Annotated in this window: 19 protein-coding genes; 5 read left to right on the forward strand and 14 right to left on the reverse strand. The window is 57.0% G+C overall.

Annotated features, from left to right (window positions below; genetic code table 11):
* A partial coding sequence (locus tag HGT1_RS16775) for a DDE-type integrase/transposase/recombinase (protein WP_176251113.1) occupies window positions 1–267 on the forward strand: 267 nt, incomplete at its 5' end.
* A 54-nt stretch (window positions 268–321) separates the two neighbouring features.
* On the opposite strand, the gene HGT1_RS16780 is transcribed toward HGT1_RS16775, so the two are convergent.
* Genes HGT1_RS16780 through HGT1_RS16820 form a run of 9 tightly spaced genes read right to left on the reverse strand, consistent with a single transcriptional unit; the run spans window position 322 to window position 10,536 of the window.
* A complete protein-coding gene (locus tag HGT1_RS16780; protein WP_176251114.1) occupies window positions 322–1,884 on the reverse strand; it encodes a flotillin family protein in 1,563 nt (520 codons plus the stop codon).
* Between the two features lie 13 nt (window positions 1,885–1,897).
* Complete coding sequence (locus tag HGT1_RS16785; RefSeq protein WP_176251115.1) at window positions 1,898–2,704, reverse strand: coniferyl-alcohol dehydrogenase; 807 nt, start codon at window positions 2,702–2,704, stop codon at window positions 1,898–1,900.
* A 1-nt stretch (window position 2,705) separates the two neighbouring features.
* A complete protein-coding gene (locus HGT1_RS16790; RefSeq protein ID WP_176251116.1) occupies window positions 2,706–4,172 on the reverse strand; it encodes an aldehyde dehydrogenase family protein in 1,467 nt (488 codons plus the stop codon).
* Window position 4,173: 1 nt separating this feature from the next.
* Window positions 4,174–5,319 carry an ABC transporter ATP-binding protein gene (locus HGT1_RS16795; RefSeq protein WP_176251117.1) on the reverse strand — a complete coding sequence of 382 codons (1,146 nt, stop codon included), beginning with the start codon at window positions 5,317–5,319 and terminating at the stop codon, window positions 4,174–4,176.
* Window positions 5,312–6,043: an ABC transporter ATP-binding protein gene (locus HGT1_RS16800; RefSeq protein WP_176251118.1), complete on the reverse strand. Its 732-nt coding sequence runs from the start codon at window positions 6,041–6,043 to the stop codon at window positions 5,312–5,314. The genes HGT1_RS16795 and HGT1_RS16800 overlap by 8 nt, the downstream gene beginning before the upstream one ends.
* 1 nt (window position 6,044) lies before the next feature.
* A complete protein-coding gene (locus HGT1_RS16805) occupies window positions 6,045–6,980 on the reverse strand; it encodes a branched-chain amino acid ABC transporter permease (protein ID WP_176251119.1) in 936 nt (311 codons plus the stop codon).
* Window positions 6,977–7,843: a branched-chain amino acid ABC transporter permease gene (locus HGT1_RS16810; protein ID WP_176251120.1), complete on the reverse strand. Its 867-nt coding sequence runs from the start codon at window positions 7,841–7,843 to the stop codon at window positions 6,977–6,979. The genes HGT1_RS16805 and HGT1_RS16810 overlap by 4 nt, the downstream gene beginning before the upstream one ends.
* A 57-nt stretch (window positions 7,844–7,900) precedes the next feature.
* Window positions 7,901–9,100 carry an amino acid ABC transporter substrate-binding protein gene (locus HGT1_RS16815; protein WP_176251121.1) on the reverse strand — a complete coding sequence of 400 codons (1,200 nt, stop codon included), beginning with the start codon at window positions 9,098–9,100 and terminating at the stop codon, window positions 7,901–7,903.
* A gap of 50 nt (window positions 9,101–9,150) precedes the next feature.
* Complete coding sequence (locus HGT1_RS16820) at window positions 9,151–10,536, reverse strand: aldehyde dehydrogenase (RefSeq protein WP_176251122.1); 1,386 nt, start codon at window positions 10,534–10,536, stop codon at window positions 9,151–9,153.
* 236 nt (window positions 10,537–10,772) lie between these two features.
* Here HGT1_RS16820 and HGT1_RS16825 point away from each other — a divergent pair, with 236 nt between their 5' ends.
* Window positions 10,773–11,600 carry an AraC family transcriptional regulator gene (locus HGT1_RS16825; protein WP_217902995.1) on the forward strand — a complete coding sequence of 276 codons (828 nt, stop codon included), beginning with the start codon at window positions 10,773–10,775 and terminating at the stop codon, window positions 11,598–11,600.
* Between the two features lie 287 nt (window positions 11,601–11,887).
* Here the strand turns inward: HGT1_RS16825 and rlmF are convergent, their stop codons facing one another.
* Window positions 11,888–12,814, reverse strand: coding sequence for a 23S rRNA (adenine(1618)-N(6))-methyltransferase RlmF (rlmF, locus tag HGT1_RS16830; protein ID WP_176251124.1), 927 nt, complete (start codon window positions 12,812–12,814; stop codon window positions 11,888–11,890).
* Window positions 12,815–13,002: 188 nt separating this feature from the next.
* A complete protein-coding gene (locus tag HGT1_RS16835) occupies window positions 13,003–14,682 on the reverse strand; it encodes an adenylate/guanylate cyclase domain-containing protein (protein WP_176251125.1) in 1,680 nt (559 codons plus the stop codon).
* A gap of 233 nt (window positions 14,683–14,915) precedes the next feature.
* Between HGT1_RS16835 and HGT1_RS18440 the strand changes: the two genes are divergently transcribed.
* Window positions 14,916–15,821 carry a peptidoglycan-binding protein gene (locus tag HGT1_RS18440; RefSeq protein WP_176251126.1) on the forward strand — a complete coding sequence of 302 codons (906 nt, stop codon included), beginning with the start codon at window positions 14,916–14,918 and terminating at the stop codon, window positions 15,819–15,821.
* Between the two features lie 71 nt (window positions 15,822–15,892).
* Here the strand turns inward: HGT1_RS18440 and HGT1_RS16845 are convergent, their stop codons facing one another.
* Window positions 15,893–16,540 carry a pentapeptide repeat-containing protein gene (locus HGT1_RS16845; RefSeq protein WP_217902996.1) on the reverse strand — a complete coding sequence of 216 codons (648 nt, stop codon included), beginning with the start codon at window positions 16,538–16,540 and terminating at the stop codon, window positions 15,893–15,895.
* Window positions 16,541–16,674: 134 nt separating this feature from the next.
* Complete coding sequence (locus HGT1_RS16850; RefSeq protein WP_176251128.1) at window positions 16,675–19,620, reverse strand: ABC transporter transmembrane domain-containing protein; 2,946 nt, start codon at window positions 19,618–19,620, stop codon at window positions 16,675–16,677.
* Between the two features lie 523 nt (window positions 19,621–20,143).
* On the opposite strand from HGT1_RS16850, the gene HGT1_RS16855 reads away from it, so the two are divergent.
* The gene (locus tag HGT1_RS16855) at window positions 20,144–20,308 is read left to right on the forward strand and encodes a hypothetical protein (RefSeq protein WP_176251129.1); all 165 of its coding nucleotides are present in this window, start codon (window positions 20,144–20,146) and stop codon (window positions 20,306–20,308) included.
* On the opposite strand, the gene HGT1_RS16860 is transcribed toward HGT1_RS16855, so the two are convergent.
* The gene (locus HGT1_RS16860; RefSeq protein WP_176251130.1) at window positions 20,280–20,969 is read right to left on the reverse strand and encodes a response regulator; all 690 of its coding nucleotides are present in this window, start codon (window positions 20,967–20,969) and stop codon (window positions 20,280–20,282) included. The two genes, HGT1_RS16855 and HGT1_RS16860, sit on opposite strands and share 29 nt — an antisense overlap.
* Before the next feature lie 200 nt (window positions 20,970–21,169).
* Between HGT1_RS16860 and HGT1_RS16865 the strand changes: the two genes are divergently transcribed.
* A complete protein-coding gene (locus HGT1_RS16865) occupies window positions 21,170–21,862 on the forward strand; it encodes a sensor histidine kinase KdpD (protein ID WP_176251131.1) in 693 nt (230 codons plus the stop codon).
* The last annotated feature ends 145 nt before the right edge of the window (window positions 21,863–22,007 follow it).

The following is a 22,007-nucleotide window of genomic DNA, read 5'->3' on the forward strand; positions in this document are numbered from 1 at the left end:
GCGGCGATGAAGGAGATCGGCAACGCTGAACGGCAAGAAACCGGCCGCTGGCTCAACAATCGAGCCGAGAATTCGCACCAGTCATTCAGACGAAGAGAGCGGGCCATGCTGCGCTTTAGACGGATGCGAACCTTGCAAAAATTTGTCGCCGTCCACGCCTCAGTCCACAACCATTTCAACGCGGAGCGCCACCTTTACAGCCGATCCAATTTCAAGCTGAACCGTGCTGCCGCTCTGGCCGAGTGGCGCGGTCTCTGCACCGCCTGACAGACTGAGGTTGCTGAAGAACGGAGACCGGTTCGCATTTGCCTGACAGCACCTTTAGCGATTATTTTCTGGCTTTTGGTCTGTCTTTGACAAGGTCGCATCTACATTGACGCCTATACGTTCTCCAAGTTTCTGTAAGGCTGGCAGGGAAACAGCCATATCCATGATAGCCTCAACGGTTTGATTGATCGGCGAGGTCGCGCCTGCGCCGGCTGTACGCTCAAAGCCGCTCATCTGGTTGATTGAAATCCCGGTGATCTTTTCCGCAGGCTTGACCATTTCGGCCAAAATTTTGGGGAGCGCTTGAAGCCTTGCGAGTTCCAACTCCATCGCAACTTGCGCCTCGGAACGCGCGTTTTCTGCATTGATCTGGGCAAGGCTCGCTTCTGTTTCGGCCAGCTTCACTGCCTTGAGCGCCTCTGCTTCTTCGCGTTTGGCAGCCGCCTTGTCAGCCGCTGTCGCCTTGTCACTGGCGGCCATGATTTTTGCGCGGGCGGCTGAGGCTTCTGCCTGCTCCTGCGCTGCAATCAAGGCCAGCGCCTTGCGCCTTTCGGCTTCGGCCATTTGGCGCGCGGTCTGCACAGCCTCGGCTGCTTTCACGGCATCGATACGGGCAGAGTCTGCTTCGGCATGCGCGCGGCTTTCTTCTTGGGACTTTGCAGCAAGGGAAATTGCACGGTCTTGTTCGGCCATTTCAATAGCGAGCGCCTGAGAGATTTCGGCAGTTCGCAAAGTCTGTTCCTTGGCAATATCTGCCGAGGCAATATCCTGCTCCATCTGAATGCGCGAATGCGCGGAAGCGCGTTCGCTGTCTGCTTTGCGTGCCGCGATTTCCGAAAGCTGCGCGGCGACAAGGGTCTCTATCTCTTGGGTCTGGGCGATTTCAGCACGGCGTTGATCAAGGTTGATCTCAAGTTTGCGCCGCTCGGAAACCATAGCCGCGCGTGCGACGCTAACCTGACTGTCGCCTTCGATTTCGGCCCGTTCCTTTTTGGACTTTGCGATCACTTCGGCCAGTTTGCGCATACCGACGGCATTGAATGCGTTGTTTTCGTCAAGCGCTGCAAAAGGGGTCTGGTCCAGCGCCGTCAGGGATACGGAATCAAGCTGCAAGCCGAAGTTTGCCAGGGTGTCTGTCAAGGCCTCGCGCACCTGTTTGACAAAGCTGGCGCGGTTTTCGTGCAGTTCGTCCATTGTCATTTGGGCGGCCACAGACCGCAGTGCATCAATCATCATGCCGTCTATAAGACCTTTGAGCTGATCGGGCTGAAAAACCCTTTTGCCCAAGGTTTGTGCCGCACGGGTCACGGCATCATCATTTGGTGTGACGCTTGCATAGAACTCGGCCCCGACATCGACGCGCAGGCGGTCTTTGGTGATCAGCGAGGATTCACCGGATCGGGCAACGTCCATGCGCAGGGTTTGCATGTTCACGCGGTTGATCTCGTGGAAGAAAGGGACCGCGAGCGTGCCGCCGTCGATGATGACGCGCCTGCCACCAAGGCCGGTGCGCACAAGTGCGACTTCGTTTGTTGCGCGTTCGTAAAAGGACGCCGCCAGGGCGATGATGACCGCCGCAACAATGAGAATGATGATGATCCAAGCCAGTGCAGACATGAGTTGGCCTCCCTTATGATGACAGCCCGTGCATGTCGCACAGGATGTTTGATGACATACCGCCGTCGGCGGGAATATTGGTGCCGCGGATCCATGTTGTCATGTCAGACAGCAGGAATGCGACGATTGGTGCAAGATCTTGTGGTGTGCCGGGGCGGTCCATGATGCGCGCATCTTCTTCGGCGCGTGCCCCCAGGGTTTCCAGAAAATCGCCCAGGATGGGTGTATCGACCGGACCAGGGCTGACGGTGTTCATCCGGATGCCCCGATCCCGCCAGGTCCAGCGGTTTTGCATGGTCCATGCGATCAGCGCTTCTTTGGAGAAGAAGTAGCTGCGCCCGCCTGCGTTGGTGATTTGGTGGTCCGACGCGAAGCGTGCCGCGTCGTCAACATGGACGGTCTCGCTGGCGCGGATCGCAGGAATGGCATCCGGCCAGCCAAACCCCGCAAGCGAGGCAAGGTTTACGATGCTGGCCCCGTCGTTCAGTTTTGGCAGGAGCCCAAGCGTCAGATGTTTGAGGCCGAACAGGTTCACCGCGAGCACCTTGTCAGCCGGGGCTGTTGGCGGCAGGCCTGCGATATTGGCGATCCCGTCGATGCCTTTTGGCAGGACATCAATCAGCGCATCAATTGTCGCGCCGTCTGACAAATCAGCACGGTAGAATTCTTCGACATGGTCAAACCGTTTGGTCAGATCAATGCCCAAGACCTTCGCGCCCATCGCGGTGCAAACCCGCGCTGTCTCTAATCCGATGCCGGAGGCGGATCCGGTCACAACAATCGTTTTTCCCTTCAACAAGGGTGCGCGTTCCCAGCTCATCTTAAAATACCGGCGGGAAGGGGCGACCGCCACGGTCAAGCGTGATCCAGCGCGTTTCGGTGAAGGTTTCCATCGACCATTTGCCCCCGTGTTTGCCCACGCCAGACGCTTTGCTGCCGCCGAAAGGCACATGCGGTTCGTCGTTCACAGAGGAACAATTGACGTGGCACATGCCCGTTTCCAACTTGCGCGACATCTCGAGCGCACGGTTCTCGTCGGCGGTGATAATGCCGGAACTCAGGCCATATTCGGTGTCGTTGTTCAGCGCGATGGCTTCTGCATCGGTCCGGAACGGCACAACGACGGCCACAGGGCCAAAGGTTTCATCCTGCCAGACTGCCATATCAGGGGTCACATTCGTCAAGATGGTAGGTTCGACGAACCGGTCCCAGACGCGACCGCCCAGCACAGCTTTGGCACCCTTGGCGAGGGCGTCTTCGATCTGGAACTTTACGCGTTCAACTTGCCGGTCATTGATGAGCGGACCGATTACGTTGGATTTGTCCGCCGTATCGCCTGTCTTCAGCTTTGCTGCGCGGGCGACGAACTGGCGCAGGAAGTCCGGGTAGATGCTTTCATGGACGAGAACCTTTTCGACGGACATGCAGATCTGGCCTTGGTGCATGAAGCTGCCGAAGCTCGCCGCAGATGTCGCGCGATCCATGTCGGCGTCTTCCAGCACGATGAGGCTGTCCTTGCCGCCGAGTTCGACGCAGGCTTTCTTGAGATGCGCGCCAGCTTTGGCCGCAATTTGGCGACCTACAGGGGTGGACCCGGTGAAGGAAATACCTTTGACCTTTGGGTTCTCGACCAGTTCATCCCCCATTTCAGAGACCCGGTCACGCGAGCAGGTCACAACGTTGAAAACGCCCTTCGGGATGCCAGCCTCTTCCATGACCTCGGCAAAGAAAAGGCCGCCTGCATAGGGCGTGTCTTCGGAGGGTTTCAGGACAATTGTGTTGCCCGCAGCGAGCGGGAAAGCAAAGCCACGGGCGGTCAGAATGCCGGGCATGTTCCATGGGCTGATCACGCTGACGACGCCCATGGGCACACGTTCGACCATTGAGACCTTGCCATGTTGCGAGGGCAGCATCTCACCGATGGCATTGTAGCACATAGCGGCAGCAGCCCGGAAAACATCCGGCACATAGCCCGCTTCGAACATCCCTTTGCCGAACCAGCCGCCGCCTTCGGCTTGGGCGGCAGCGACGTAGTCCATCTTGCGTGCTTCCCACACGTCGGCGGCCTTTAGCAATATCCTCGCGCGATCCTGAAAATGCAAAGCCGCCCATGCGGGAAAGGCGGTTTGGGCTGCGGCAATGGCTTCGCGTGCCTCAAGGCGTCCGCCTTCGGGGATGCGGGCCCAGACGTCGCCTGTGGACGGGTTGATGTCATCGAACGTAGGGCCGGACGACACCCAATTTCCACCAATGAACATCCCTTTTATCTGCGTCTGGGAATCAAGCATCCTATTTCCTTTCAAAGCCACTGCCATCGGGCTGGCGGCGATACACTTCAACGCGCGGGGCGCGGTAGACTTCGATGACGGGGCGCGCTTTGGGCTTTGGCGCGTGGTCCGGTGCTGACGGCGCACCATAGCGGTTTTGCAGTGGTTCCACTTTCGGGCGCTTGCGGGCGTCGCGCGCGCCGCGCTCAATCTCTGCAAGGGTTGCCGCCAGACGATCCTGCGGGATTTCAGCGTCTATCGGACGCGTCGGGTCAGGGCGCTTTTGCGCTGCGACAGTCACACTTTGACGGCTGGCTGCGGCAACAAGATCAGCCACGGAGCGACCCAAAATCACGTCAGCCGATTGCGTTTGCTGACTGCGGGGGCGGATCGTAAATGCCTCTGTCACCGTTTGGGGCATATCTGTCGCGGGTTCTGGTGTGGTCGCTTCTTCGCTGCTGCCGACGCCGAGATAGGCAGCCTGCACTGCCGGATCACGCATCAGGTTTGCGGCGCTGTCTTGATGCACAACATGGGCGTTCTCGATCAAATAGCCCCGATCCGCGATCGCCAGCGATTGCTTGGCATTTTGTTCGACCATCAGCACCCCGATGCCAAGGTCGCGAACCCGCGCAAGGTTTTGAAACAGCTCTTTGGACAAAAGCGGCGACAGCCCAAGCGAGGGTTCATCCAGCGTCAGGATTGTCGGATTAGACATCATTGCGCGCCCGATGGCGACCATTTGCTGTTCGCCGCCTGACATGGTTCCGACGATCTGGCCGGAACGCTCGGCGAGCTTGGGAAACAAGCTATGGACACGTTCAAGCGTCATCTTTTCATCATCGCGTGCCCGCGCCGTATAGGCTCCGAGGGTGAGGTTCTCACGCACAGTCAGATCAGGAAAGACACCGCGGCCCTCGGGGACAAGCGCAAGGCCCGCATCAACGATCTTATTGGCGGCAAGCCCTGCAAGATTGGTTCCATCAAGACGAATGTCACCGGCAACGACCCCTTCACAAATGCCGCTGGCGGCCTTGAGCAGTGTTGATTTGCCCGCCCCGTTGGCCCCAAGGATGACGACGATTTCACCCTTGGCGACGTTGACGGACGCATTTTCCAAAGCGCGGTGCTGGCCATAGCGGACGGTTACGTTTGACAGTTCAAGCATCGTCGTCCCCCAGATAGGCGCGAATGACCTCTTTGTCGGACAGGACTTGCGCGGGCGTGCCTTCCGCGATCTTGGTGCCTGCCGCCATGACGACACAGCGATCACATAAAGACCGGATTGCATCCATGACGTGTTCAACCAGAATAATCGTTCGGCCTTCGTTGCGTAGTGACTTGATCAGGGTAATGCCGATCTGCAATTCGGTCGGGTTCAGACCCGCGAGCCATTCATCCAGCAGCAACACTTTGGGATCGCCGGCGAGGGTTCGAGCAAGCTCGACCCGTTTGGTGTCGATATACGTGAGCTGGCCAAGCGACATGTCGCCTTTTCCGCCAAGCCCTACCTTTTCGAGTAGTTGTTCCGCATGGTCCTGCGCATCCTGTCCCCACCGGCGACGGTGGCCGAACACCGCCCCCGCCACAACGTTCTCGCGGACATTCATGGATGGCAACAATCGGACCAATTGGAAGGTCCGGCTGACACCTTTGCGGTTGATGGTTTGGGCCGGAAGGCCCGATATCCGGTTCCCCCAAAGTGATATGTTGCCCGAAGTCAGCGGCAGCAGGCCTGATACAAGGTTCAATGTGGTGGATTTACCAGAGCCGTTCGGCCCCAACAAACCGACGACCTCGTGTTCGGCGACATCAAAGTCCATGGCGTTGACAGCAACAAGGCCGCCAAAGCGTTTGGTCACGCCGCGCAAAGAGAGGACAGGTGTTGCCATGTTATGACCGCTCCTTTGCGTTGACACGATACATGATTTTGTCGAGCAATCCCACGAAGCCACCCGGCAGCAGATAGACGATGACCAGGAAGGCGACGCCGATCACCAATGTGGTTTGATTTGGAAAATTGGAAGAAACCGCCTCAAGCAAGAACGTGAAAGGGATCACGCCGACCAATGGACCCCAAAGCCGGGATGCCCCGCCCAGAAGCGCCATGATCACCACCTGGAACGAAAGGATCGGCGCAAAGGCAAGCGATGGTTCGATGTAGACATAGCGCGGCGCAAGGATCGCGCCGGTCATGGCCGCGACGGCTCCGGGCACCATAAAGAGCAACACTTTGGCGCGGGCGGTATTGATGCCGGAATGGTCTGCGACGGTTTCGTCATCACCGATGATGCGCAGGGCAAACCCAAGGCGCGAGCGTCCGATCAGCCAACCTGTCAGAAACACAACCGCAGCAAGACCCAGAAGCCACCAATAGATGCCTGCTTCGTCGAGGTCCGTCAGGACGTAGAGACCTTTCTGGCCGGTATTGTTCTGCACCCATGTGATGACCTGCCGGACCAGTTCTGCCAGCCCGAGCGTGAAGATCACAAAATACACGCCGGAGAGGCGCAGCGTCGCGAGACCGACGAGTGCGGCCAGCACCGCACCGATCAGGCCCGCAAGCCCCACCAGGGACCAAAAGGGGAGGGTTTCGATGCCCAATCCGGTCACATAGGTCCCCACCCCAAAGAAGGCGGCAGTGGCCAGGCTGATGTAATGGGTCGGGCCTGAGAACAGCGCCCATGACGTCGCAAGCGTCGTGAACATCGCAATCGTCACGCCAAGCCCCAGCCAATAGCCGTTGTCGCCAAACGGCAGGAGCGCGCAGATCGCAAAGGCCAGTGTGGCAAAGCAGAGGTTGCGAATATCGGTTCCGGTCAGGCTCATGTCCGCTTCTTTCCGAACAGGCCCTGTGGGCGGAACAACAGGATGCCCAAGAACATGACATAGGCGGCGGCGAGGGTCAGACCGGGGTCAAGCAGGCTGGCGACGATCGTTTCAAGAATGCCAAGCAGCAAAGCGGCGATGATCGTGCCGCGCACGTCGCCGACGCCCCCCATGATCACGATGATCAGGGCTTTGAGGGTGAAGACCACACCCGTCGACGCATCAAGCGTCAAATAGGTCGAGATGAGTGCGCCGCCCACGGCTGTTACTGCGCCGCCAAGGGCAAAGGCGAGTGCCGAAAGGTTCTTGACGTCAATCCCGACCAAACGGGCCGACGCCGGGGCCGTAGCAATGGCGCGGATCGACAAACCGGGGCGCGAATGGTTGAGCCAAAGATAGAGCGCGCCGCAGATCAAAACCGCCATGACAAAGGACAGCACACGGTTCGCGCCGTAGGTATTCCCAAGAAGTTCAACAGGCACGGCCATAAAGCTGTAAGAAAAATAGTCGCCGCCGAAAAAGCTCAGCATCAAGCCGACGCCGATAAAAGATAGGCCAAAGGTCGCAAGGATACTGTCGGTCTCTAACTGCCCCCGGTTCTTGGCGCGATTGACCAAAGGTTGCAGCATCACACGGTAGATCAGCCAGTTCAGCGCAAACGCCAGCGGGGCGACCAGAAAGATCGTCAGGATCGGGCTCAGCTGCGTGGAGGTATAGGCGATAAAGGCGAAATAGCCGCCTGCCACCAGAATTTCACCGTTGGCCAGATTCATGATCCGCGCAACACCGTATTGCAGATTCAGGCCCATCGCAATCAGCGCATAGGTGCCGCCCAGCAAGATACCTGTGATCAGAATGTCCAAGGGGATGTTCCTTTGTTGATCGGTTTGGGGCGGCGCACAGGCCGCCCCGTTTGGGGATTACTCCCAGCCTTCTTTCAGGATGACAGGCACAGTGCCGTCGCGACCGCGCGAGGCGACGCCTTTGAACACACCACCTTGCCACTGACCCACGGTCCAGAAATCAGGGTTCGAGTTGTTTTCGTCGAAGCTGATCGGACCAAGGATCGTGTCAAACGTGCTGTCCTTGAGGTGGGCTGTCACAGCTGCGCGGTCCAGACCAACAGCTTCGATTGATTGCGCCAAAATCTCAAGCGATGCGTATGTCGTCGCAGAGGCCCAATAGTCGGGCTTTGATCCGGTCACGGCCTCATGCGCCGCCGCGTATTCCATGAAAGCCGGGCTTTCAGGGTTTACACCACCAGCACCCAAAACACCTTCGGCAGCAGCGCCAAAACGGGCACCATATCCCGGGAACGGGGTGGCCACGGCAGTATAGAACGCCTTGACGTCAAGGTTTTCGATCATCGCTTGTTCGGTCAGCCCAAAAGTATCCGGCGGATAGGACCATGCGATAAAGGCATCGGGTTCAGCCGCTGCCGCACCTTTGATGACAGGCGACAAATCCTGTGTGCCAAGCGGATAGGATGTTTCATAGACGATTTCGAAACCAGCCTCTTCGAACAGCGGTTTGGCGGCAGTCGCCAATTCGATCCCGAACGCATCGGCCACGTTGACCATGGCCACTTTGTCACCCATCTGACCCGCATCGCGCATTTCGCCGAGAACTTTGACGACATCGGCGGCAAGTGCGGTGGTTGTGCCCAGTGTGAAGAACATATTCGGGAACTTCGCGGACAGGTCCGCCTGCTGGTCGGTAATGGCCGACACCGCGATCTGTGGATAGCCGTAGCGATCAAACAGCGGGGCAGCAGCAAGGTTCAAACCCGTCCCATAGGGTGCGATAATAAAATGTGCGTCGTCTTGTGTTGCCAGACGCTGCACGGCTTTGATCGTCTCGCCGGGGTTGGTCTGATCGTCATATTCGATCAGTTCGATCATCATTTTTTCGCCATCAACGGTCAGGCCGCCGGCTTTGTTGATCTGGTCGACCCATAGATAGATCGAAGGCCACTGCGTGACTGTCGCGCCACCAGCAAGCGGGCCGGTTTTAGGCGCAACGGCACCAATGCGAATTGTATCTGCGCTGGCAGCACTTGCCGCAAAGGCGCTTGCGATTGTCAAAGCACTGACAAGTTTCAAAAATGGTCTGCGGTTCATTGCGTATCCTCCATTTTGCAATTGGTCGTTTGGGCAGGTGCCCGTCTTCTTCAAAGTGTTGGTGTCTGTCCTTCTTGATGGGTGGCGATCCAACGCAGTTCAGTAAATTCGTTGATTGCCTGTTCGCCGCCAAAGCGGCCATACCCACTGTTTTTCATGCCCCCAAACGGCATTGACGGATCATCATGCACGGTCGGTCCATTGATTTGGACAACGCCGTATTCGAGCCGGCCGGCGATTGCCTGCGCGTGATCAAGGTCTGTGGTAAAGACTGCTGCGTTCAAGCCGAACTCTGAATCATTGGCGATCGATACGGCTTCTTCGGCGTCATGGACCCGCATGATGCTGGCCAACGGCCCAAATGTTTCTTCTCTGAAAATGCGCATATTCGCGGCAATCCCATCCAGTAATGCGGGCTGCATGACACAGCCATCGATCTGGCCACCCACCAAAAGCCGCGCACCTTTTGATACTGCGTCTTCGATTAACCCCTTCACCCGTTGGGCAGCGTCTGCAGAAATCATGCGGCCCAGAACGGTCACCTCCTGCACCGGATCAGCAGCTTTGATTTGCTGTGTTCGGGCCTGCAGTTTTGCCACAAAGTCGTCGGACACTGACTTCACGACAATGATCCAGTCCGTAGACATACAAATCTGGCCCTGGTTAAAGAAGGCACCAAAACAGGCGGCTTCGACAGCGGCATCCAGATCGGCATCGTCCAATACGATCAACGGCGCTTTGCCAGATAATTCAAGCAAAGCAGGTTTGAGATAGCGCGCCGCCTCCATGGCGACATCGCGCCCGACACGCGTGGATCCGGTAAAGTTGATCCGCCGAATACACGGGTGGGCAATAAGCTGCACCATTGTGTCGTGGGCGTCTTCGGCGTGGTTGACGATGCACGTCAAAACGCCGCCAGGCAATCCGGCGCTGTTGAGGATTTCAACCAGATGTTTGTGCGTCTTTGGGCAGTGCTCCGAGCCCTTCATCACGACAGTATTGCCGCAGATCAACGCACCTGCGACCGCCCGCACCCCAAGCGCTATGGGGGCGTTCCAAGGCACCATTCCCAGCACCACACCCGCCGCTTGCCGGCGTAAGATAGAGTGTTTCCCCGTCAGCGGATCCACAAGCTCGCGATCCTCAAGCATCGGAGCGAGGCCCGCAACATGCGCAAGCATCCCGATTGCGAGATCGATGTTGAATTCGGTCCATGAGCGCGACGCGCCAACCTCTTCAGCGGCGAGGGCGACAAAGTCGTCACGATGCGCATCAAGTGCTGCCATCATTTTCTGCAAGGCCACGGCACGCTCTGTGACGGGCCAACGCGACCAAATTGGAAACGCAGACGCGGCAGCATTCACCGCAGCGTTGACCGCCAAGGTCGTCTCACTTGTGCCAGTTATCACACCAAGCTTGGAAGCCGGACGCTGCATTTGATTCCCCCCCCCTCAGCCCACGTGAACGAACCTCCATAAGTTCACGCAGCCGGCCCGCATGTGCGGCGCTAAATCAAACATAGACGAAAGGAGCAGTGAAAAAATATTGATATCCGGTCTTTTATTGTCAATATCTGGTTATGAAAAACAGGTTCAACGCATCTGCACCCCTGAGTGCACATCAAACGACGGTCCACGCTGAGGTTTTCCGCAGCGGGCTGGACGATCGGTTTTTGGGTGGATTGGTCAATTTCCCTGGCCGGACATCCCAATGTATTATGGTTCTGTCCGGCAGTGCTGTCCGTCTTACACCGGACGGCGAAGAGACGATCGTCGGGCCTGTCATCAATTGGGGCCCCAAATCGCCCGATACGCGTGTCAAGGCACGGGCGGGCAGTCACGGCATTATCATGACCCTTGGTGATGCGACCTTGAGCAACGCCATCGGGCATAAACCCGAAGCCGCAGCATTGCGACTGATGTCCGCGCGCGAATTCACGCTCAGCTTGAACGCAAAGCCTGAAATCTCGCAAACGATCACAACCTGCTTTGATGCGATTTTCAAAGAACTGGATGCGGGGCAAACAGGGATGGAGACAGTGATCGAGGCCCAAATCAGGATCATGCTTGTGTCACTCTGGCGGGCTGGTGTGAATGAAATGATCGAAGATCAAAGCTACAAAGCGACAAATCTGACGCTTGAGAGGTTCCGCCATCTGGTTGAGGCACATTTGCGCGAACGCTGGCCGGTCCATCGGTTTGCCGCCGAATTGGATGTGTCACCGGACCGGTTGCACGACATTTGCACGCGGACATTGGGAAAGCCGCCACAACGTCTTATCCGCGACCGCCTGACTTTTGAAGCGCAGGCCTTGCTCCAGCGCTCGCATCAAACACTTGATCAGATCGCCGACCATCTTGGGTTTTGCAGCACTTCGCAATTCAGCGCGTTCTTCAAAGCCGAGGCAGGTGTTCCCCCGGGGTCATTTCGACGGGCAAGCACACAGCAAGGCGGCAACGCAAAATATACCCAAGTAGGCAGCTATGCCGATTGGCCGTAGGGGTAGAAACAAGCCAATGCCGCGCAGGACGCGCTTGTCCAAACTGACGACGGAGAATATGAAATCCGAACCCGCAAACTCTCGTTATGAACGAGGGAGCCTCGGAGGGCAGGTCATGGACTTTGTCACGGTCAGCAGCGGGTGGCGTTTGAAGCGCATTTCAACCCTGCTCTCTAGAGCCAGTCAAGCGAGCAGGGGCAGCGGGAATTTGATCAGGCGCTTGCCACCCTCTATGGCGTGGTCTTGTTAGGGTTGGAAGTTGCACCGATCACCGCGACCACCTCTCTCTATTTTTTTGCGCCATTCACGTAGAGAGAATGCTGGCTTTTCTTAATGTAAGTCCACGCAATAAAACGACTTGTTTTCTGCCCCTGTGCCATATCGACGACTTTGAAATCAGCAACCTTGGCCTTTCTCAAAATTCTGGAGAGCGGCTGGAGGTTGTCTTTTTTCGACACCAGGGAGCTGAACCAAAGGCACTGGTCGGCGAACTCTTTGCTTTGCTCAACCATGGTCGCGATGAACTTTATCTCGCCACCCGGACACCAAAGTTCGGCGTTCTGACCGCCGAAATTGAGCTTTGTCGAAGCGCCCTTACCAAGGTTGCTCCACTTGCGTTGCGTGCCTTTATTGGCTTTTTCGATGGAGGCATGGAAGGGCGGGTTGCACAGGGTGATGTGAAACGCATCTTGCGGCGCGATTACCCCGCGAAAGATATTCTCGCGCATGTTTTGCTGTCTGAGGGTGATCTTCAGCTTGTTGAGTTCGCAAATCTGCCGGGCCGACGTGATCGCGGCGGGGTCAATATCGGTCCCGGTAAAGTCCCAGCCGTATTCGCTCTGGCCGGTGAGCGGGTAGACCAGGCTCGCTCCTGTGCCGATGTCCAACGCCTTGATACCGGGCCCGCGCGGGATTTCGTTATTGTTGCTGCTGGCCAGCAAATCCGCGAGATAGTGGATATAGTCGACACGACCGGGGATCGGTGGGCAAAGATAATTTGCAGGGATATCCCAGAAATTGATAGTGTAATGCGTCTTGAGCAGGGCCCGATTAAGCATACGAACCGCGGCTGCGTCTTGAAAATCAATCGTCGTCTGACCGACAGGGTTAGGGATCGTGAATGGCTCAAGCTCGGGTGAATCCGCCACGAGACGCCCGAAATCGTACCCTTCTTTGTGTTGATTGCGGGGATGCAGATTGGTTTTGGTGGCCATGGGGAAGCCTTCTTTGAGGTTGCTGTACGTGACTGGCCAGGCCGTTCGTTCGTCTTAATCCCTTAAGCGGAAATAGTAAAATTGTTAGGGGGTGACCGGCGGGGGGGTGCTGACGCGACAACGGGGCGGGGGCTTCAGACCAACCTTTTCAACACGGCGCGGGGTCTTCGCATGCGTCTGACAGCACGCTATTCGGGCATTCCGGCCATCCGCAGACCGTCAAGATACCGGTTGGTGCTGACGGATTCGAAGAATATGTTGCGCGCATTGATCGCGGTGATCGAATCCCTTGGATTAAGCGCCAACGCCGTCGCAACAGAGTGCTGTGCGGCCACGGTTTGCCCTTGATGGGCATATGCGGCGGCCAAAATCCTGTGCAAGGTCGAATAGCTGGCCGTCACCGTCAGACCCTGTTTTGCATATCCGATTGCCCCCACATCATCCCCGGCCTGAAGCGAAGCCAGTGCAAGCCCGCCCTGAATGGACAAGGCCCACGGGCTTTGCCCGCCCAGCTTGCGCGCCTTGTGAAGGCAATCCAGCGCCGCAGAATAGTCGCCGATCCAGATATAGGCCCAACCGCTTAAGGTCAGCGTGACGAAATCCGAAGACGATTGGCGCAACGCTTGCTCGCAGATCATGCGCAAGGCGGTCGGATCACTGCTTTGGGAATAGGTTGTGACCCCCAAGGCCAAATTCAGCAACGGATGATCTGCCGCCAGTGGTGCCGCGGCCTTGCACCATCCGGGAACGCAGGCGGCATAGGGCTGGCTTACTTCGTCATAGCCCATCACAACGGCAGACAGATACGCCACCAGCGCCAATGCCAGTGCCGTTGGCTGATCGGCATCCTTTTCAATCGCCGCATTCGAATATTTCAAGGCCGAGGCAAAGGCGTCGGGGTCCAGCCGGTCAATGGCCAACTGGCCGCGCAATTCGCATTCACTGGCGGTCATCTGGTCAATCGACAACTTGTCCAGCTTGCGGCGCTCGGCGTCAAACGTCGTGGCCAGCACGCGCCCTACCACCGTCGCGCAGGCCCGATCCTGCCAGTCAAAGACGTCATCCAAGGTGCCGTCAATCTTGTCTGACCACATCTCGAGCCCCGAAGGATCAATGAACTTTACCTCAAGCCGGAACCGCGTGCCTTGGGTGCGAATACGACCGCTGAGCACATAGGCCGGCGTGCTGACATCACCCGTACTGACCGACAGCCAATGGGTCGCGTTGAGAAAGGTCACCAGATCACCGGTCAGCGCATCGGCAAGTTCGGGAAACGCGATGCGTTCATCAGATGTCTCCAGCGGGCGCACCACGATACGCAGCCCGTCCCGTGCAGGCAGTGTCGACTGTGCCGGGGCGTGCAACGAACCGCTGGTCCAGATCCGGATAGGCTTGGCGATATTCTTGAGCGCGCGTTCACCCGCATCATCGAAAGACGGCCTGAGCGTGCCGTCAAGAATACCGAATACCGCATCCGAAATCGCAATGCTGCCGGGGTTTGCAAGTTGTTCAAGCCGCGACGCGATGTTTACGCCGTCGCCATAGATGTCATGTTCGTCCTCGACGACATCGCCCAGATGAACACCCAGCCGCAGGCGGATTTCAGGCCCCCCCTGAAGCTGGCTGACGGTCTGCAATTGCTGGATCTGCAAGGCACAGGCCGCGGCATCGGTGGCGGCCCCGAACAGGACGATCCAGCCATCCCCCATGTTCTTGACCACGCGCCCGCGTCTGGACGCGACAACGGGGGCGAAAATCTCGGCGCGCAAGCGTTTCAGGGCAACCAGCGTCGATTTGGCGTCATCCCCCATCAGCTTTGAGTAACCTACGACATCTGCAGCTAATACAGCGACAAGATTGCTGTTCATCGGGTATCCTCTCGGGCAGAACGCCTGCCTATGATAAATTTGCGGGCCAAAAATATGGCCGCTGAAATAGTTACGTGACCCGATCTGCAAAATAGCAGAGGCTTTTCCCTGATTTTTCGACCATATGTGTATAGTATTTATTAGACCAGCAGCTTTGCGCGGGTCGTTCGGATTATTAAAGTCGCCCGCCCGCATCTCCAAAAAATTTAGATGACCAAAGGAATTTTTCACCCATGTCGAAAACCAGCTGGAGAAGCATTCAACGGCAGTTGAAGAATTTGCGGTACGAGCCGGGACCGATTGACGGCGTGCAGGGGGCCAAGACCGTCACTGCGGTCAAAGCGTTCCAAAGCGCCAAGGGACTTGTCGCGGACGGGATCGTCGGGCCCAAGACCCGCGATGCCCTGTTCGGTGCCGCGGGGGTGATCGACCATTCCGTCATGACATGCGCGAGGCTGGCTGAAATCGCCTATACGCTCAGACCCAGGCAGACGACGCCGGGCGATTGGAAGCTGGAGAAAGAACACAAGCTTACGGTCGTGAAAAGTTGCCCTCATGCCAATGTCGAAGCCTATATGCTCAGCAACGGCTGTCTGTTGATACCGGGCAGCAATTCCTTTGCCGATTATGTGTGGTTCAATCTGCGCGTCAAAAATGCAGGGTCCAAGAAGCTGAGCCTGAGCTATATCCATGCCAAGAACGACGTGTTTTCCGCAGGCTCCAAGCAAGGGGCGTCGCGCACGTTCTGGCATCAGGGGTTTCTGGCCCATGCCAATATTATCTATAAATGGATCGGAAATGACCCCGCCAATTGGCCCAGACTGATCATCGGCCATTCACTGGGGGCGGCATCGGCGCAAATCCTGTCAAAGACATTTGTGACGCCGGCGATCGGCTTTGCGGCCCCAAGGTTGCGGAAAACGGCCGGGGCGGTCAAACACGACAACCTGTCGCTGTCGATCTGTCGCGATGATGACATCGTGTGCAGTTTGCCGACAGGTTTCCATCATACGGGGCAGACAAAGGTTCTGTACCACAAGAACCGCAAAAGCGGCCTGAACCACAAGATGGAATGCTATATTGATGCGTTGGAAAACCAAAAGTCCGGCCTTTCGGTGCCCTCAGTCTGGAACCCATGAAGGTACCGTTTTCCCCAAGCCCGCCGTTTTCCCCACGCCCGTCGTGTCAGCCCAAGCCGTCCTGACCGCCCTCAGCACCCGCTGAGGTCAGACGTGCCATCCGGCATCATTGTCCTGCACAATCGGGCATCGTCAAAAGATACCCCGGCAAGGTTCGCACCAAGAAACACGGCCCCCTCCAGCTCGGCCCCCGCAAGCACCGCGCCGCTCAGGTTGGCCGAAATCAGGTTTGCCTTTGTCAGGTCGGCTCCGGTGATGTTGGCACCCGCAAGGCTGGCCAACTCAAGATAGGCCTCGGCCAGGGTGGCCCCTGAAAGGTTGGACATGTCCAGATTTGCCTGCGTCAGGATCGCGCCCGACAATTTCGCACCCGACAGGTCGGCCCCGCCAAGGTTTGTACCCGTCAGATACGCCCCCGAAAGATTGGCGTTCGCCATATTGGCCCCGGTCAAATCTGCTGTACCAAGGCTGGCCCCCTCAAGGTTAACGCCGCTCAGGTCAGCGCCGCCAAGATTGGCCGCCCAGAGCTTTGCCCCCGACAGATTTGCCCCCGCAAGATTGGCACCCGCAAGATCGACCCGCTTGAGGTCGGCCCCCGACAGATCGCATTGCTGACACCGTTTGCTTTCCAGCAGTTGCCCGACATCGGCCTCGTCGAAAGCCGCCGCCTGTATTGGAAGTAACGCCACCACAGCCGCCGCCAAATATAATCCCTTCATCGCGTTTCCCTCCATCTGTTCACCTAGATAACCATATGGGCGAGGGGGGCGTTAGTGTTTTGACCTGGGTCAAGCGGGCCGGTTATTATCACAGGTCGCCGGATACCCCGGCCCCAAGCCCCACCAGCAAAGCGTTAAGATATGTAGCCCGCGACCGCCTGCAACAGTTTATAGGCGGTGCGCGCGTCATGGCCGACAACATCCAGAAAGGCATCTGCCCCGATGCGCAGACAGGTCAGATCGGTCGCCGCCCGCATGTCCAATGCGCGCGGTTCATTGCGGATCAGGCCCAGTTCGCCCACCAGTTTGCCGGGACCGGATGTCGTGACGAGCAGATCATCGTCATCCCCCGGACCGGGCAGCAGCAACTCCGCCGTGCCTTCGGTGATCAAAAACGCCCCGCTCGACGGACCGTCGTCTTTGTGAAACACATATTCCCCCGCCTTGGCGGTGTACCAGCGCGCGCTAAAGGCCAGCAGGCGCAGTTGTTTGCGTTCAAGCCCCGAAAACAGGTCCGTCTGTTCAAGCGCGCGCAGCTTGCGGGCCAGATCTGCGCTGACGGTGTCATCCTCTTGGGCGGTCACATCGCTGCCGATCGTGGAAATGCGCCCCTGTTGCAGAACGAATTGTGCGTCAAATCCGCTGACCTCGTCAAAGCTGGGCTGGAGGCAGATGATGGTCGTCTGGGGCAACAGGCCGCGTAAACGGGTGTGCAGGTCTGCGCGGATGGGGGCGTCAAAACTGGTTAATACATCGTCGAGGATCAGCACATCAGGGCGCTTGATCGTGGCGCGGCTGATGGCCAGCGTTTCCGTCAGCAGCGCAGGCAGATTGGTGCCCCCCAACGTCAGCGGAATGTCAAAGATCAGATCCAGAACCAGCCCTTCAAGCTCTGCTTCATAAAGCGCATCCACTGCGACGCGCCGCAAGGCATCGCCCTTTCCGCCGGCGGCTTCGGTCATCTTGCCAAACAGCACATTTTCCAAAACGGTCAAACCGGCGACGGGGCCATCAATGGTGATCGGGCTCATCAATTCAGACAGGCTTTCCTGAAGCGCCGGGGAATGGGCGCGGCGTATTTCCAGCACCCTGTTGATGATCTTGTCCGGAAAGGCAGAGCCCAGCTTTTCAACGGAAATCGCAAAAGTCACGGCCAGCAAGGACGCTTTGTCCGCCACGCTCAGGACGGCACCTTCAAGTTGCTTCACCCTCAGGTCAACGGCGGCCTCATAGGTCGCGATATCAAGGCCAAGCTTGCGAAAAAGTGGATGATCAGACCCGTCGACGCCAAAGGTCTGGCGCAGAATATCGACCGTATCGACGGCAATTTGCAGCAGGTCATGTTCGATATTCAGGGTGGTCAGCAGGGTGATGAAATCCGTCTGACCTGCCAAGAGGGCAGGGGTGATGCGGGTTTTGGGCGTTGCAAAGATCAGGTTTTCAGCGACAGGCAAGGTGGGATTAAAGCTGTCTTTGTCAAAGCTATGAACATATCTGTCCAGCTTGGCCGCTTTCAGTTTTTCGGCAACGCCCGATCGCAAATCCACCACTGCGGCTGCCAAAAAAGGGTAGGCTTTGGCGTCAAAACGCTGGTCCAGCCCCCGCGAAAACAGCGCCTTGTCAATTTGCATCCCCTTGATCAGCGCCAGCCACCATATGCGCAGCTCCCCCTCGTTTTCCATCTGAAGATCCGCCAGATCGAACCACAGGGCGTCCGAAGCATCGGTGCTGTTGCCCGCTTTCGCGCTTTCGATCGCCACGGGGGCCAAAGGGGTGCCGGTGTGGGGCCGCAAGCGAAGCGGGAGGGTGACGTTATCACTGAAGCTGCCCAAAAACATCACCGGGCGGGAGGTCGCATAGCCCACGCGCTTGGCAATCGTCGCCTGGTGCAGTTGTGATAGCGGTTGACCTGCAAGGCTGATCGCCCCTGCCGAGGGCATCACCTCGCGCGTCAACACATCGGCAAAAGCACGGCGGTCCTCGTCGCTGGGCGCGGTGATTGCAACGGTACTGCTGGGGGCAAAGGTCACGTTGATCTCTTTCAGCACGACATTTCCGTCGGCGTCTTCAACGCTGATGTTGTTAAAACTGACTTCGCCAACCAGTGACGGAATTTCACCGGGATCGGCCGTAAACAATTCGGGGTCAATCATGCCGTTCGGCGCAAACCGTTCGGTAATTGTTTGCCAACGCAGCGCCATATCCTGCGATTGGTTGTAATAGGTCAGCAATTCTTTCCACGGGCTCGACAGGTCTTTGTAGGCGGCAAGTGCGGCGACCAGCGCCCCGACGGAGATCTGCCCTTTGATCGCCAGATAGCCCCCGATGGAATAGAAAAAGAACGGCGTCAGCTGGCCGATGAAGTTGTTGATAAACTTCATGAAAAACTTCTTTTGAAAAATCTCGAACCGGATCGCGTACAAGCGCCCCAGCCGTTCCGAGATCAGCGCAAGCCGGTACCGCCAGCCGCCATTGACGCGCAAGGTGCCGGCACCTGCCGCCCCTTCGCCAATCTCGGCCGCCAGCGCGCGGATCTGGATCACCCGTTTTTTGTTCAAAAGGTTAATCTGTTGTTGCAACCTTGGGATCACCCATGCCTGCAACGGGATCAGCGCGCAGGCCGCAATGCCAAAAGCAAAGCTTTGCATGAACAAAAACGCTAAAATCGTCAGCATTTGCCCGGCCTGCAACACGGGTTGCGCGATGGCATCCCCCATCAGCCCGCCCATGGGTTCAGATTCCGACGTGACCATCGACACCAGTTCGCCCTGACTGGTGCGTTCGAAATAGGGCGCTGGAAAGCGCAGGATGCGGGCGATCAGCGTATACCGCAAACGCCGCAAGAGCCGTTCAGCCAGCACTCCCTTCATGGTGTTTATGCGCATTTTCATCAGGCCATGGGCAAAGACCGATACCAAGAAAACCCCGCACAGGATCAGCAGAAACGTGATCTGGCCCAGGTCTATGCCAAAGAAATTGACGGTGTCGGCAGATGCCCCAATCGCATCGTTGATGATGCGTTTGGGCAGTTCAAGCGTGAGGAACAAGAGCGGGAATAATGTCAGCGTAACGGTCAGCAAGATCAGTTGATCCCGCTTTGAGTATTTCCAAATGAAAGAAAATAAAGATTGTTCGATATGAAATATCCAATCTCGAGCAGGATAGACGCGCAGGTCACCAGTAAAATTACTATAGCTTAATTTTGGCTTCTTCGTAAGGGGCAGACATTCTGCGGGTCATGCGGTCGCGTGAGGATATGGAACCGCGGCCCTTCGGGCGGCTTTGCAGCGTTCTGGCGGCAATTTGAGCGCAACATCGCGCAAGGCGGGCAGGGCAGGCGGTGCGCGCTGCGGGCGGTGAACTCGCGGGCCCTATCGCTATTCCAAGGAGCACCTCAAGACCAACGTCTGGCTTTGTTCATGTCCCGCATTCGCGTCGAAACGCTAACGGCTTACCGCCCTAACGCGGCATCGGGATCAGCCACAAGGCGGTCGGGTTCTGGTGCAGCAGATGTGGCTATCGTGTACAGCTTGGATTTGCGGCGGCATGTTTGACCGAATGTGGCAGGCACCACATGGGCAATGGTGTCAGGGGGAGGTGTTCATGAAGATGAACGGCAAGATGCAGTACCCGTGGCGGGCGGTTGCTAAGGACGGTGTGATGCCGGACAGCGATGTCGCGAAGGTCGTAATTGATGCAGTCAAAGGAGCGGCAAAAAACCGTTCCAGGTTTCGAGCGTTCAACATCCGTTTCTTGTCAGTGCGGTAAAGTCAAAAGAATCCAGCCGCTCTTTTTCAAAAAGCGATGTTATGTCGGGCATTTTTTGCAACATGGGAACGCCATCCACATAGGTCACCTGCTGCAAGGCGCGCAGAAAAAGCGCGATAATCCGGTCGTCGCTAAGTTCGCTTTGCATGATGTGCTTCATCGCGGTGATTGTCTTGTCATGGACCGCATCCATTTCGCTTTGCAGCACTTTTGTGGCGTGTTTTTCCAACCGCTTGGTTGCCGATTTCATCATCATTTCCAGCGACATGGCATCCAGATCGGCCTTGTCGACATAGTCTTTGCAACCGTTCTTAATGGCTGAGACCGCGATCTCGTGGGAAACGTCGCCGGTGATCATGATCGTGGCCGCTTGCGCATTGTCGGGATGTTCGCTGATGACATGCCTGGCCTGCAGGCCCGTCTCGTTGGCAAGATGGTAATCAACGAAAATTACATCATATTTCTGCCGGTCAAGCGCCTTGCGCATTTGCCCCACATCACTGGCAGTGTCGATGGAAAGAAAAAGGCTCGTGCGGCGGCATTGTCGCTTGATATTTTCGCAATCAAACGCTGAATCATCCACGATCAGAACCTTAAGCTCCTTACTTGCGTGGGGGAGGGTGTCGGCCTGTCCTCCTTCGCCGTCTTGACCGGTATTCATGCGAGCCCTTCAATGATTATTCTCAAACTTCCTGCAAGCTGACCCAATACCGTTAATAGATTATCACCAATCGTTGTGTTTCTCAAAATTGGTTGGTCGAATTTTATCTATAGGTCCGGGATGCATTAAAGTTTTGGTAATCTGGAGACCGTAGCGTTCACGACAGGTGTCAGGAGAAGTGAATTCAGGTGTTGGATTTAATGTCAGATGTGCGGGGGCTTCAGATTTCAGGGGCGACGTTTGTATCGCATTTCGTTCATGATCTTAGGGCCTGTTTCAGGGCGATTGAAACCTTGCCCGACTGGATCGAAGAGGATCTTGAATCTGTGCAAGAACAGGTTCCGGACGATGTGTTCCAGTACCTGAAAGAGATCAAGGTAAACGCACGGCGTGCCGACCGGTTGATCAATGATATGAGGGAGTTATGCGAAGTTGACACCCGAGCCGAGGCTTGCGTTGATCTGGAACTGGGGACAGCGATCCGGGCATATCTGCTTGAGAACCCCATGCCTGACGGCTTTGAAGTGAAACTGGATTTGGCGGATCAAAAACTGAACCTGCCGAAAGCGGGTTTTGACAGCGTTTTGGCTGCATTGTTGGGAAATGCTGTCAAACATTACGGGGCTGATCGCGGGACGCTCTATATTTCCAACACCAACACCCATGGCGCTTTGGTGGTCGGGGATGATGGTGTCGGAGTGGCGCATGATTTCAGGAGCCGGATTTTTGACCCGTTTACAATGCTCAGACCGCGCGATGTTGTCGAAGGGAGCGGCCTTGGCCTGACGATTGCGCGGCGCAGGGTCGAAGGCTGGGGCGGAACCCTGCGCGCCGTCGATCATCCGGTGATCAAAGGTGCCGTATTTGAAATCAGATTTATGGATCTGACCTAGTGTGGAGGATATTCAGTGCAAAAAGTGGAGGTTTTTAGCGCATCGGACCCATATTAACGGAGCAATATCGTGACCTGACCAGGTGCTTGGAGCCAAAAGACCGGAACAGCCCGGATCGACATGTCTAAAGGCTGGCCCGCTTTCT

Origin of the sequence: Sulfitobacter sp. HGT1, from assembly GCF_013282155.1 — a bacterium.
In the GTDB taxonomy this organism is placed as follows: domain Bacteria; phylum Pseudomonadota; class Alphaproteobacteria; order Rhodobacterales; family Rhodobacteraceae; genus Sulfitobacter.